Consider the following 13,692-nt stretch of genomic DNA (forward strand, 5'->3'; position numbering starts at 1 on the left):
CATGGCGGCGTATCAAGTATTGGTTGTCGATGATTCCGCTTTTATGCGTAAGATTGTTACGGATTTGATCCAAGCGGATCCGGAATTCAAGGTTACGGCAACGGCATCAAACGGTAGAGAAGCGATTCAAAAATCACTAGAATTGAAACCCGATATTATTACAATGGACGTTGAGATGCCCGAAATGAATGGGTTGGATGCATTAAAATCAATTATGAAGGAATCTTTCGTTCCTGTGATTATGCTCTCTGGTATCAATGAACAAGGCATGAAAGAAACCATTATGGCGCTTGAAGCCGGGGCATTTGACTTCATTCGCAAACCATCTATTTCACATGACCAGGATATTGCTCAAGTTGGTAAAGCCTTGGTTGAGCGCATGCGTGCTGCGATGAATGAGATCAAAAGAAAAGCTGATCGTGAGTTATCCATGAAAAATAGAGACATGTTGCGAGGAGCAGTTGCTCCCCCAACTCAGCCAGTACAGAAAGAACTGCCGGCTAGGGATCGAGCGGAGCCTGTGAAAAAAACGATCGAACCTGTCGAGACGATTCAACGCTCTCTTCGAGAGCGCACTGAAGCCTTTCAGGCCAAAGCCAAGAAACCAATTGAACCATTGTCACCTTCAAAACCAGGTCGCGTAGAGAATAAACCGGAGCCTTTGCCAAAGGCTGAGCGTAATTTGGGGACGAAGGCAGAAAAAGCAGTGAGGTCAGCTAATCCAGTACAGACTCCAAAGGAAGTTCGACTACCTAATGCAGCTAGAGTGGCAGCTGATCAAATAGCGGCAACTTCTGCCTCTGCAAAAGCCAAGGATGTAATCAAGCCTAATCCTGTTCCCAAAGGTGGAGGAGGGCTGGAAGGACCATTCAACAAACTTGTGGCAATAGGTTGTTCTACGGGTGGACCGAGGGCTCTCAAGACATTGCTCGAGCAGTTGCCTGCTGATTTGCCTGCACCGGTCATTATTGTGCAGCATATGCCGCCCAATTTCACACGTTCTCTGGCTCAACGATTGAATACATTCAGTCCACTGCATGTGGTTGAAGCTGAAGAGGGCATGGTTCTGAAAAAAGGAACCGCCTATATAGCACCCGGCGGATTCCATGTGAAAGTTAACAAAACAGCAGACGGGAAGTTTATCGTGAAGTTGACTGAAGATCAACCAGTGAATGGACATAGACCTTCAGTGGATACGATGTTTGAGTCACTTCTACCGTTTACATCTTTACAAAGGCATCTTGTTTTGCTAACGGGAATGGGAAGTGATGGAGCACGTATGATGAAGCGATTATACGAAGCTGGAGTTACATCAACCTTTGCCGAGAATGAAGAAACATGTGTTGTATATGGTATGCCGCGTTCTGCTGTAGAGCTGCAATGCGTTCGTCATCTTCTGCCATTGCAGGAGATTGCTTCTAAACTTGTTCAAGCAGTGAAATAACGGAGTGTAACTCACGGAGGAGGTGCCTCACAATGGACATGAACCAATATTTATCCATGTTTATTGATGAGTCTAATGATCATCTGCAATCGCTTAACGAAAACATGCTTCAACTTGAAGGCAATCCGGAAGACCTGGGCATAGTTCAGGTTATATTCCGCTCTGCTCATACCTTGAAGGGTATGGCAGCAACTATGGGCTTTGAAGATTTGGCATCACTGACACATAAAATGGAAAATGTGTTGGATCTGGTTCGTAATGAGAAGTTGAAAATGCAGGATTACATTTTTGATACCATGTTCAAGAGTCTGGACGCTTTGGAAACTATGGTTCAGGATATTACCGAAGGTGGACAAGGTAAAGCAGATGTGTCGTCAATCGTAGCTTCACTTCAAGCCATTGAAAATGGTGAAATGACAAACGGAAATGGACCTGCTACAGAAACAAACAAGCCGGCTAACGCTTCAATCTCTTCGGCTGTGGAGCTGGATGAATTCCAATATTCAGTGCTGGATCAGTCGATCGCCGAAGGTCATCGTGTGTTCTACGTGGATGTGCTTGTTAGCGAGCATAGCCAGTTAAAAGGTGTACGGGCTTATATGGTCTTTGATATGCTGGAACGTTCAGGTGAAGTCGTTAAAGCTTACCCATCCGTTCAGGATATTGAGCAGGAGAAGTTTGAGCGCAGTTTCTCGTTGTATTACATAACAACTAAAGAAGCGCACGAACTGGAAGAAGGCATCATGAGTATCTCTGAAATTGAAAGTGCAAAGCTCATTCAACTGGATCAGGAGACTCTCCAGCAGATGGCCAATCAGGTAGCAGCTACAGTTGAAGCGCCACCCGCACCAACAGCTGTAGCTGAGGTTCCTTCGCCAGATAAGAATTCTGTACCCAAAGAAGAAGCCACAACGGCACCAGCTAAAACAGCTGCACCGAAGCAAGCTGCTGCACCTTCACGTACCATTCGTGTGGATATTGAACGTCTCGACGTATTGATGAACCTGTTCAGTGAATTGTTGATTGACCGTTCACGTCTGGAGCAACTGGCCAGTGAAACAGGCAACAATGATTTATCCGATACAGTAGCTCATTTAAGTCGAGTTAGCACAGATTTGCAAAATATTGTACTGAAATTGCGGATGGTTCCGGTAGATACCGTATTTAATCGATTCCCGCGCATGATCCGTGATCTGGCTAAGACACTTGATAAAAAAATCGATCTGGTGATTACAGGTGCTGAGACGGAACTGGATCGTACGGTAATTGATGAGATTGGTGATCCGCTTGTGCATTTACTGCGTAACGCGGTTGACCATGGTGTGGAATCCATTGCAGAGCGTGTAGCTGCAGGTAAACCAGAGATGGGTACAGTAAACCTGCGTGCCTTCCACAGTGGAAATCACGTATTTATCGAGATTGAAGATGATGGTAAAGGTATCTATCGCGACAAGCTTTTGAAAACCGCGATCAAACGTGGAGTTGTAACCGAAGAACAAGGTGCCAAAATGAGTGATGATGAAGTGAATCAGCTGTTGTTCGCACCTGGTTTTAGTACTGCTGATATTATCTCGGATATCTCTGGCCGGGGTGTTGGCTTGGATGTAGTGAAATCGAAGATCACTTCGCTTGGGGGTAATGTAACGATTCATTCAACTCCAGGCAAAGGCACGAACTTCTCTGTTCAGCTTCCGTTGACACTATCCATTATTGCTGCAATGCTTGTACGACTTGGTTCTGAGAAATATGCTGTTCCGTTGTCTTCCATTGTAGAGACGGCCATTGTACAACGTGAGCAAGTTCGTAATATTCATGGCAATAAAATGATCACGTTCCGTGAGTCACTGATTCCGTACTTGTCTTTGAGCGAAGTATTCTCTGTACCGGATTTCAATGACGCTGATGAGCAAGAAACAGAAATTGTCGTGATTCGCAAAGGCGACCGTCTTGCAGCCGTAGCTGTTGAAGAATTTATTGGACAAAGTGAGATTGTTCTCAAATCAATGGGAACCTATCTTCCTGCTATTGAAGGAATCTCTGGAGCAACCATTCTCGGAGATGGACAAGTAGCCCTGATTCTTGATCCTAATGCATTTATTAAATAAGCATAGAGCTAAGTCTTACATTTAATAGGGAGGTTTTTTACATGGAAGAAGAGTTGAAAGTCATCGTCTTTAAATTGGGTTCCGAAGAGTATGGTATTGAGGTAGACAAGGTTCAGACGATTGAGCGCATGATGCCAATTACCCGTGTCCCCAAGACACTTTCCTTTGTAAAAGGAGTTATTAATCTACGCGGTGTTGTAATTCCAGTCATTGATCTACGCGGTCGTTTCTCCCTTCCGGAAACGGAATACACGGATCAGACTCGTATTGTTATCGTAGGTGTAGACGACATGCAAGTTGGCTTTATCGTAGATTCTGCTAATGATGTTATTGATATCAAAAGCAGTGCGATCGATAGCCCCCCAGAAGTGGTTGGCGGCGTCAAAGCGAGATACCTGCGAGGTGTTGCTAAATTGGAAGATTCACGCTTGTTGATTATGCTCAACCTAAACGAAGTATTAAATAAAAGCGAGATTGTACAGCTGGAAAGTGTTGAGGGCTAGTACCGTGGAGATGTTCAACCGATTTGAGGTATTCCAGATGGATGTGCTCAAAGAGGTCGGTAACATTGGAGCAGGCAACGCCGCAACGGCGTTGTCTCAACTCCTCAACAGACCGATTGACATGGGTGTACCTACAGTACAAATGCTCCCTTTTGAAGAAGTTGCCGAAAAAGTGGGCGGAGATGAACGCATCGTGGTTACCGTGTTTCTTCGTGTAGAAGGCGAAGCACCGGGAAATCTTTTCTTTATGATGACACCAGAGGCTGCTAAAATGTTGTTGAATAGACTTGCCGGGTTTGATCTGAAAGAAGGACTCGATTTTACAGATATGGAACAATCAGCGCTTTCCGAGATTGGAAATATTTTGGCTGGATCCTATCTTTCTTCTCTGGCAGATTTCACGAAGTTGTCTATGTATCCAACTGTCCCTGGACTTGCCATCGACATGGCGGGTGCCATTCTAAGTTATGGCTTGCTGCAATTTGGCGAGATGGGTGACGCTGCATTGTTGATTGACACATCTTTCTTTGAAGGTGAAGATCAAGTTGAGGGTCAGTTTTTCCTCATTCCGGATCCACCATCCTTTGCAAAGATATTTGAATCACTAGGGGTGCCACTGAGCCATGATTGAGGACAAAAGCGTCGTTAAAGTCGGTATGGCGGATTTAAACATCGCTCATCTTCCTGGTGTAATCCGTACGACTGGCTTGGGTTCGTGTGTGGGATTAACAATGTATGACCCACATTTGAAGCTGGCTGGAATGGCGCATGTCATGCTTCCTACTTCAGAGATCGCCCGTGAAGGGAAACTGAACACTGCGAAATATGCGGATACGGCGTTGCCTGAGCTTTTGGAAAAGATGATTAAACTAGGCGCTTCTCACTCACGTATTGTGTCTAAAATGGCCGGAGGCTCTCAGATGTTTGCCTTTGCTGGCGCTGGAGATACAATGCGTATTGGACCAAGGAATGCAGATTCTTGTCGAGAGTGGCTTCAAAAACTCAATATCCCTCTTCTAGCAGAAGATACGGGTGGGAATTATGGACGAACGATTGAGATGGATTGTGAAACTGGACTTTTGACTATTCGAAGCGTACAAATGGGTGTAAAGGAACTATAAGACTATGATAGGAAACTACCGCATTAATCTTGGAGCAGGCATCGTTGGGTTTATTCTTACTTTTTTTGTAGCATACAGCAGCAATGTGCTGATGACCAGTTTAATTCGCGGATTGATCGGATTCGTAGCCTGGTTTGTCCTTGCATATGGTTTACGCTGGGGATTGGGATTGCTGCTGAACCCTCAGATCGAGGGAAATGGGTATGGTTATGATTCACCAAGTGCTCAAGATCAAAGAGGTTCACAGGTGGACATTAAAATCGAAGACGATGGACAAGAGCTGAATGATTTGCTCAAGAGTGGACAGAACGCTTCATCTGGGGACGATCTTCCGCCATCTGAGACGAAAGCTCCAACGGGATTCGCCCCTTTGGATCCGCCTAAACTTGTCCGGACCAAGGATCCGGAGGAATTGGCGCAGGCCGTTCGTCACCTGACAGACAAATAAGGAGGGTGAAAGTAATTGAACGAGCGTAAAGCTTCACATTTGAACCATTCTGATCTGTGGGAAAAGTGGAAAGAACATGGAGATCTTGAAGCCAAGAAAACGTTGATTGAAAAGTATCTTCATATTGTAAATTATGTATCCGGTCGACTGGCTGTTGGTTTACCCAAAAATGTTCCCAAGGATGACTTGGAGAGCAATGGCGTTATGGGGTTAATTGATGCATTGGAGAAGTTCGACTATGAACGTGGTCTGCAATTTGAAACTTATGCATCATGGAGGGTCCGCGGAGCCATTCTTGACGGTCTGCGTCAAGGTGATTGGGTTCCGCGTTCTGTGCGTGAGAAGGCCAAGCGAATTGAAGACGCCTACCAACAGCTGGAACAAAGTTATCTCAGGTCTGTTAGTGATGAGGAAATGAGCGAGTACTTGGACGTATCCACTAAAGATTTTCAACATATGCTTCAGGAAGTGGCAGTCATGTCACTTTGCTCGCTGGAGGACCCAATTCGTGAGGAAGAGTCTGAGACTCGTCTGTCTTTGATGGTGGATGAGAAAGCCAAAAATCCGGATTATAAAGTGAATGAGTTTTATTTGAAGGAAGCTTTGGTGCAAGGGCTTGACAAGTTGACGGTAAAAGAGAGAACGGTTGTTTCACTCTTGTATTACGATGATCTTTCTCTTAGTGAAATTGCTGAGGTTATGTCTCTTTCTCCGTCTCGTATATCCCAGTTACATTCCAAGGCAATATTACGATTACGCGGCACGTTGGACAAACAGAAAGATTTGTTGATGCGTAAAGATTAATAGAGAGAAGTAATATCATTGGAGTTTGGGGAGTGGAAAGTCTAAAAGGGGGAAGAATTGCGGTGACACAGCGGACTGCTTTGGAACAATGTTTAAACATTGTTTTATCGGACGACAAATGCACAGCCTACCTTGAATTTTCCAAAGAGGAAGAAGGCTTTGCCTGCACGATCGATGAACTTGAACAATTTGTGGCAAACAAGGGCATCAAACAAGGTGTATCGCGAGAGGCATTATTACTTTTTGTGAACAACCCTGAAACCTATTTGAAAGATAAATACAAGATTGCAGAAGGTGTCGCTCCCATTCAAGGAACAGATGGCTTCATCAAGGTCCTGGTTGGAATGGACGATACGAATGAACGACGACCACTGGAATCGGAAGATGGAACTGTCGATTACAAAGAAGTGACCCGATTAAACAATGTCCGTAGTGGTCAGATCATTGCAGAGCGGATCGCTCCTAGCGATGGCATACCAGGCAGGGCAGTAACGGGTGAGGAAATTCCTTATCGTCCGGGAAAAGAAGCTCGGTTTAAAGTTGGGAAAAACGTTGTGATTAACCCGGATGGTTCTGCGATGTATGCTGCACTGGATGGGCTGGTTACCAAAACGGACGGTAACAAACTGAATGTGTTTCCGGTTTATGAAGTCAATGGTGACGTTGACTACAATAACGGTAATATCGACTTTGTAGGCACAGTTGTCATACGAGGCAATGTACTTACCGGATTTAAAGTAAAAGCAGCAGGTGACATTCGTGTCGTCGGAGGTGTCGAAGGAGCTGAACTGGAAGCAGGCGGCTCAATCGAAATTACCGGTGGTATTATTGGATATAACAAAGGACTGGTACAAGCAGGCCATAATGTTAAATGTACTTTCATTCAAGAAGGCAACGTAGATGCCGGTGAAGATGTTCTGGTTTCCCAAAGTATTATGCATTCTAATATTCGTGCTGGCCACGGTGTCATCTGTGCGGGAACCAAAGGTCTTATTGTTGGTGGCTCGATCCAGGCTGGTCAGAACGTCTCAGCGCGTGTTGTGGGCAACAGCATGTCCACGGTCACTTCCATAGAAGTTGGTGTGCTGCCAAAGCTGCGTAACGAACTCAATGATTTGCGTAAGGAAGTCAGAGAACAGATGGATTCCTTGGACAAAACGAAGAAAGCTTTGACATTGCTGGATCAATTAGCTGCCGCTGGACAACTAACTCCAGATAAGATGTCGATGCGAATCAAACTGAATGCTACGCAGAAATCTGCTCTTCGTATAAGTGAAGAAACGAAAATGCGTATCTTTGAAATTGAAAAGGCACTTGAAGATACAAGTAATGCTCGTGTTGATATTCTGAAGATGATTTATGGAGGCTCTAAAATAGTTATCGGCAGATACACGAAATTTATTAAAGATCCAGTGAGTCGAATTTCATTTTATTATCACGATGGTGATATTACGATGGTTCCATACGTTTAAGTACAGCATTCAGGCACAGGAAGAAATCCATTCGAAACCGTGAGGTGAGCGTATGAGTTTCAAAGCAGTGGAGTTGCAGATTGCGGTACCACGAACAAGTGAAGCGGGACGTTATCAAAGTGAAGCCCAGCAGCGACCGATTACGGATCAGAATCTTTTGGCAGAGCAAACGTCGAAAGAAGCAAATGAAGCAAGGCAACGAAGTGAAGCAATGGACGAAACTTCACAGACTTCGGTGCGTGATGGGCATAACCATGATGGAGATCAGCAGAGTGGTTCCGATGGACAGGAGACGGTTCAGGCTCAAGCTCAAGAAACTGTGAAACCTGCAGAGCACCCTTACAAGGGAAAACACATAGATCTGTCTTTATAATAAATGGTTGTTATGGACATGCAGTCTTGCGCACCGATGGTTGAATCAGAAGGAGAGAACCCAATTTGTCACCATGGATCATTATTGTCATATTAGGGGCCTGCGCCATCGCCTACGCTTGTATTATGCCACGGAAAAACAAGGTGCAAGAGCCTGGGCATCAACTGGTGCAGGAGATGGAATCTACGCTTGAGCACTACATGACCGAGATCGAAAATGATAATGATGCTCTTATTCAACGTGTGGCTGAAATGAAGGGAGAAGCGACAGCAGCCGATCAACGTATGCAATTGCAACTTCAGGAATTACAGCAGCGGTTGGATCAGCTGGAACAGAGCAAAAAGAACGAAGCTGTCGCATCACCTGTTCCACACTCCGGTAATGTATCTGTACAATCTTCCGAAGGTTTGCAAGCACAAGCACTCGTGAAAAGTGTACAAGCAGAGGCGGCCCAGCAGGCGTTAGAAGCAGACCAACAGACCAGTGAAGTCGAATCTTTGCCTGGGCGTGAATCGATTAAAGATCGATATGCAGAACTCTTTAATCTACATGCTGAAGGTAAGTCGATGGATGCCATATCCAAGCAGACAGGCATTCAGCGAGGTGAGGTACAGTTAATACTGCAACTGGCAGAACGGGAGGAAAGCTAAGTCATGGACAAGCGATCCTTATGGATTGGTCTGGGGAGCGGCATGATTATTGGTGCAGTTTTGCTTCAACTGGCCACAGTTGGACAAAATGCATTGTCGGATAGTAATCTGGACCCCGAGCAGACTGCCAATATGACCAAAGAACAGCTTGAAACAGCTGCAAAAAGCCTGGATATGAAGGTGGTCGGTTCTGAAGAGGAATTGTACACAGAAGCTGAGTGGGTAGAGAAGAAAAAGCAGGAAAGCAGTGAGTTGCAAGGGGAAACAGCAACACCACCTGAGACAGTAACCTCTACGGAAACACCTACCGAGCCTGAGAAGCCACAAGAGCCTGCTACAAGTGAAGTTGAAGGGCAGAAAGAGATAACTGAGCCGAAAACAACAGAACCTGTAACGCCAAGCAATCCGAAAGGCGCAACAGTATCATTTAAAGTACGTTCAGGCAACAGTCTGGCGATCGTTGCAGCAAACCTAAAAACTGCGGGAATCGTAGATGATGCTCAAGCATTCATAAAGGCTGGCAAGGCTGAGCGAATCAATACCAAAATCCAGGTGGGTACCTATGCGCTTGAAAAAGGCGAAAGTTTCAAATCCATTATCGCAAAAATCACGAAAGAACCGTCAAACTGAGCATGCTCGGACAGGACGGTTTTTGCGTATTAAACGGTACATTTTCAAAGCTTGATAATAATTAGCGCCTGAGTTACATATCAAGTTTAAAATGATTCGATACTAGCAAAAAACGAAAAGTAGTTTTTAGCTTCAAAGACTGTTGCATCGGACAGTCAGTTATGCTATATTAGATAACGGTGTTAAAACACACGCATGTGCTAATTTTGTTGAGGGTGCTTTCCTTATGGAGAGTCTTGGCGAAAAATGATGCCGGCGGAGGACACAATAAAAACCATATTAGGAGGTGTGTGAAGATGGCAGTAATCTCCATGAAGCAGCTTCTCGAAGCTGGGGTACACTTCGGTCACCAAACTCGTCGTTGGAACCCAAAAATGGATCGTTATATCTTCACTGAAAGAAACGGAATTTACATCATCGATTTGCAAAAAACGGTGAAAAAAGTCGAAGAGGCTTACAATTTCGTTAAAGGAATCGCAGGAGAGAATGGTAAAATTCTTTTCGTGGGTACTAAGAAACAAGCTCAAGATTCTGTTAAAGAAGAAGCTGAACGTGCTGGTCAATTCTACATTAACCAACGCTGGCTCGGCGGTACCCTGACTAACTTCCAAACTATTCAAAAACGTATTGATCGTTTGAAACAGTTGGAAGCTTGGGAAGAAGACGGTACATTCGCTGTATTGCCTAAAAAAGAAGTAATCTTGCTTCGCAAAGAAAAAGATCGTCTGGAGAAATTCTTGGGCGGTATTAAAAATATGAAAGGCCTGCCAAGCGCCCTGTTCATCATCGATCCACGCAAAGAGCGTATCGCTGTTGCGGAAGCTCGCAAATTGGGTATCCCAATTGTTGGTATCGTTGATACTAACTGCGATCCGGATGAGATCGATTATGTTATCCCAGGTAATGACGACGCGATCCGCGCTGTTAAATTGCTTACAGGTAAAATGGCTGATGCTGTAATCGAAGCTAACCAAGGCGAAGAAACTTCCGCTTAATAGATTCGAACATATGTTATAAACTAAATGAAAAGGGTGGTTGGCAGGTGGATAACCTCTCACTGCCCTTTTTTTAGAGTGTACGTACAATACTTAATGTTGGAGGGAATTTATAATGGCAGTTAATGCGAGTGCAGTAAAAGAACTTCGCGAAAGAACGGGCGCTGGTATGCTCGATTGCAAAAAAGCACTGGAAGAAGCAAACGGTGATGTAACAAAAGCAGCTGAATTGTTGCGTGAGAAAGGTCTTTCTGCAGCAGCAAGCAAAGCAGGCCGTGCAGCAACTGAAGGCGTTGTTGAATCTTACATCCACGCTGGTGGACGTATTGGTGTCTTGGTTGAAGTTAACTGTGAAACAGACTTCGTTGGTAAAACGGATCAATTTAAGGATTTCGTTAAAGATGTAGCTATGCAAATCGCTGCAGCTAATCCTAAATTCGTTACACGTGAAGAAGTTCCTGCAGATGAGCTGGAAAAAGAAAAAGAAATCCTGAAAGCTCAAGCTCTTAACGAAGGCAAACCAGAAAAAATCATTGAAAAAATGGTTGAAGGCCGTATCGGTAAATACTACGAAGAGTACTGCCTGCTGGAACAAACTTTTGTTAAAGATCCAGACAAAACGATCTCTCAATTGCTGAACGAAAAAATCAGCCAAATTGGTGAAAACATCTCCATCCGTCGTTTCGTTCGTTACGAACTGGGTGAAGGTCTTGAGAAAAAAGTAGACAACTTCGTAGAAGAAGTAATGTCCCAAGTAAACAAATAAGACGGTTTCTATAAACCGGCGAGCAGAATTGATTTTCGAAGATATAAGAATGATGAAACTTCGAAGCGTAAACTCCCTTATATCTCAGGAAAACAGTGCCTTACCGGTTAAACGTTTTTCCTAAAAGAGCGGAACACAACTGTGTTCCTTTCTTTTTAAGCAGGAGGCCATGCGCGAGAAGTTTTGTTGGTTGAACACCAAGCGTGTTCGATTCAAAGTGGAGGGTGAATAATTGGAACAGCCAGTATTTAAACGTGTTGTCTTAAAGGTCAGCGGAGAGTCTCTTTCCGGTCAAAACGGCTACGGTATTGATGCAGATACGATCTCGTCGATTGCCCAACAGGTAAAAGAGGTTGTTGCACTTGGTGTACAGGTTGCTATTGTATGTGGCGGCGGAAACATCTGGCGTGGAATTGCCGGTAGCGAAAACGGCATCGATCGTGCAACTGCCGATTATATGGGTATGCTGGCGACAGTAATGAACTCGCTGGCACTGCAGGATGCTTTGGAACAGATTGAAGTGCCTACGCGTGTACAGACATCTATTGCAATGCAACAGATTGCAGAGCCTTATATTCGTCGTAGAGCTATTCGCCATCTGGAGAAAGGCCGGGTCGTTATTTTTGCAGCAGGTACAGGTAACCCGTTCTTTTCCACGGATACAACAGCAGCACTGCGCGCAGCGGAGATTGAAGCAGAAGTTATCTTGATGGCCAAAAATAAAGTTGATGGTGTATACTCAGCAGATCCGTTTAAGGACAGTACAGCTGTGAAATTTGATCAGTTGACTTACATGGATATTCTTAACAAAGACCTTGGTGTAATGGATTCAACGGCATCCTCGCTTTGTAAGGACAACAACATCCCGTTGATCGTATTTGCCATTACGGAACAAGGTAACATCAAACGTGTTGTTCTGGGCGAACGTATCGGAACAATCGTTAAAGGGAGTGTAGATTAATGCCACAAGCGGTTAAACAACATGCCGAAGAGCGTATGGAAAAAGCAATTCAAGCATTGCGTCGTGACCTGGCTACTTTGCGTGCAGGCCGCGCAACTCCAGCTCTTCTGGACCGAATTCAGGTAGAGTATTATGGAGCAATGACGCCATTGAATCAACTCGCTAATATCAGTACTCCGGATTCCCGTACACTGATGATTCAGCCTTGGGACAAATCCTCCATGAGTGACATCGAGCGTGCCATCATGAAATCGGATCTGGGTCTTACTCCAGCCAATGATGGTAGCATGATCCGTTTGTCTATTCCGGCATTGACGGAAGAACGTAGAGCGGAACTTGTTAAGCTGACGAAGAAGTTCGGTGAAGAAGGTAAAGTAGCGATTCGTAACATTCGCCGTGATGCGAATGATGACATCAAGAAACTGGAAAAGTCAGATATTTCTGAGGATGAATCCCGGAGACATCAAGATGATATCCAAAAATCGACCGACAAGTTTATTGCTGAAGTCGATAAGGTACTCGCTGCCAAAGAAAAAGAAATCATGGAAGTGTAAGACAAGCGCAGCCCCTCCAATACGGTGGGGTTTTGTCTCTTTTTCCAAGCTTCAGATAAAGAAACTTCAGGGATTTTGGAGGAACAGGAATGATCAAACGGGTTCGGTCGTGGTGGAATGGGGCTGACAAGCAGGAAACGCTGACTATATCCGAGGACAATATCCCGCAGCACGTCGCCATCATCATGGACGGCAATGGACGATGGGCCAAACGTTTGGGGCTGCCGCGTATAGCCGGGCACCAAAATGGCATGAAGGCGGTCAAACGTGCGACCATCGCGGCGGATGAACTGGGCATCAAATATCTGACGATGTACGCTTTTTCGACAGAAAACTGGACGCGTCCAAAAGAAGAAGTGGATTTTCTGATGCGACTTCCGCAAGAATTTCTAGCTATAGAGCTGGATGAACTTATAGAAAAAAATGTGCGCATTCGCATGATGGGCCAAGAGGAACATTTACCTTCTCATACCATTAATGCCTTGCGGGAAGCCATTCGTCTTACGGAACATAATACAGGTCTCGTTTTGAATTTTGCAATGAACTATGGAAGTCGTCGTGAAATGACGGACTGTGTTAAACAGATCGCTCTGCAGGTGAAATCGGGGGAACTATCGGCAGAGGATATAACACCTGAACTCATTGATAGACATATGCTGACGGTTGACATGCCTGATCCGGATCTGCTGATCCGGACGAGCGGAGAGTTGAGATTAAGCAACTTTATGCTTTGGCAGCTTGCATATAGTGAATTATGGTTTACGGATATATACTGGCCCGAATTTGGCAAAAAGCATTTGCTTGAAGCAGTAGCCGAATATCAGCGCAGAACAAGGCGTTACGGCGGTTTGAAATAGATGGAGGAT

General features: G+C 44.8%; 16 protein-coding genes. All 16 read left to right on the top strand.

The window, feature by feature from the left end; translation table 11 throughout:
• Position 1: 1 nt before the first annotated feature.
• The 16 genes from cheB to CXK86_RS03080 all read left to right on the top strand — a co-directional run bounded on the left by cheB (position 2) and on the right by CXK86_RS03080 (position 13,683).
• Complete coding sequence (cheB, locus tag CXK86_RS03005) at positions 2-1,444, top strand: chemotaxis-specific protein-glutamate methyltransferase CheB (RefSeq protein ID WP_047842490.1); 1,443 nt, start codon at positions 2-4, stop codon at positions 1,442-1,444.
• 32 nt (positions 1,445-1,476) lie between these two features.
• The gene (locus CXK86_RS03010; protein ID WP_076249812.1) at positions 1,477-3,549 is read left to right on the top strand and encodes a chemotaxis protein CheA; all 2,073 of its coding nucleotides are present in this window, start codon (positions 1,477-1,479) and stop codon (positions 3,547-3,549) included.
• Positions 3,550-3,590: 41 nt separating this feature from the next.
• Positions 3,591-4,052, top strand: a complete 462-nt coding sequence (locus CXK86_RS03015; RefSeq protein WP_036609340.1) for a chemotaxis protein CheW — start codon at positions 3,591-3,593, stop codon at positions 4,050-4,052.
• 10 nt (positions 4,053-4,062) lie between these two features.
• Complete coding sequence (locus tag CXK86_RS03020; RefSeq protein ID WP_091017763.1) at positions 4,063-4,683, top strand: chemotaxis protein CheC; 621 nt, start codon at positions 4,063-4,065, stop codon at positions 4,681-4,683.
• Positions 4,676-5,173 carry a chemotaxis protein CheD gene (locus CXK86_RS03025; RefSeq protein WP_017689162.1) on the top strand — a complete coding sequence of 166 codons (498 nt, stop codon included), beginning with the start codon at positions 4,676-4,678 and terminating at the stop codon, positions 5,171-5,173. Before CXK86_RS03020 ends, CXK86_RS03025 begins: the two co-directional genes overlap by 8 nt.
• Before the next feature lie 4 nt (positions 5,174-5,177).
• A complete protein-coding gene (locus CXK86_RS03030) occupies positions 5,178-5,621 on the top strand; it encodes a hypothetical protein (RefSeq protein WP_017689161.1) in 444 nt (147 codons plus the stop codon).
• A gap of 15 nt (positions 5,622-5,636) precedes the next feature.
• Positions 5,637-6,425, top strand: coding sequence for a FliA/WhiG family RNA polymerase sigma factor (locus tag CXK86_RS03035; RefSeq protein ID WP_076249811.1), 789 nt, complete (start codon positions 5,637-5,639; stop codon positions 6,423-6,425).
• A 62-nt stretch (positions 6,426-6,487) separates the two neighbouring features.
• Positions 6,488-7,897, top strand: coding sequence for a flagellar assembly protein A (locus tag CXK86_RS03040; RefSeq protein ID WP_076249810.1), 1,410 nt, complete (start codon positions 6,488-6,490; stop codon positions 7,895-7,897).
• A gap of 52 nt (positions 7,898-7,949) precedes the next feature.
• Positions 7,950-8,270 (top strand): hypothetical protein, encoded by a 321-nt coding sequence (locus CXK86_RS03045; protein ID WP_076249809.1) that lies wholly within the window; start codon positions 7,950-7,952, stop codon positions 8,268-8,270.
• Between the two features lie 65 nt (positions 8,271-8,335).
• Complete coding sequence (locus CXK86_RS03050) at positions 8,336-8,920, top strand: hypothetical protein (RefSeq protein WP_036670381.1); 585 nt, start codon at positions 8,336-8,338, stop codon at positions 8,918-8,920.
• 3 nt (positions 8,921-8,923) lie between these two features.
• Positions 8,924-9,550, top strand: coding sequence for an endolytic transglycosylase MltG (locus CXK86_RS03055; RefSeq protein ID WP_076249808.1), 627 nt, complete (start codon positions 8,924-8,926; stop codon positions 9,548-9,550).
• Positions 9,551-9,846: 296 nt separating this feature from the next.
• The gene (rpsB, locus tag CXK86_RS03060) at positions 9,847-10,545 is read left to right on the top strand and encodes a 30S ribosomal protein S2 (RefSeq protein ID WP_017689155.1); all 699 of its coding nucleotides are present in this window, start codon (positions 9,847-9,849) and stop codon (positions 10,543-10,545) included.
• 115 nt (positions 10,546-10,660) lie between these two features.
• Positions 10,661-11,311: a translation elongation factor Ts gene (tsf, locus tag CXK86_RS03065; RefSeq protein ID WP_036609326.1), complete on the top strand. Its 651-nt coding sequence runs from the start codon at positions 10,661-10,663 to the stop codon at positions 11,309-11,311.
• A 232-nt stretch (positions 11,312-11,543) separates the two neighbouring features.
• The gene (gene pyrH, locus CXK86_RS03070; RefSeq protein ID WP_017689153.1) at positions 11,544-12,272 is read left to right on the top strand and encodes a UMP kinase; all 729 of its coding nucleotides are present in this window, start codon (positions 11,544-11,546) and stop codon (positions 12,270-12,272) included.
• Positions 12,272-12,826, top strand: coding sequence for a ribosome recycling factor (frr, locus tag CXK86_RS03075; RefSeq protein WP_036670384.1), 555 nt, complete (start codon positions 12,272-12,274; stop codon positions 12,824-12,826). Before pyrH ends, frr begins: the two co-directional genes overlap by 1 nt.
• A gap of 89 nt (positions 12,827-12,915) precedes the next feature.
• Positions 12,916-13,683 (top strand): undecaprenyl pyrophosphate synthase, encoded by a 768-nt coding sequence (locus tag CXK86_RS03080; protein WP_017689151.1) that lies wholly within the window; start codon positions 12,916-12,918, stop codon positions 13,681-13,683.
• Positions 13,684-13,692 lie beyond the last annotated feature (9 nt).

Source organism: Paenibacillus sp. BGI2013 (assembly GCF_002843485.1).
Classification (GTDB): Bacteria; Bacillota; Bacilli; order Paenibacillales; family Paenibacillaceae; genus Paenibacillus; species Paenibacillus amylolyticus.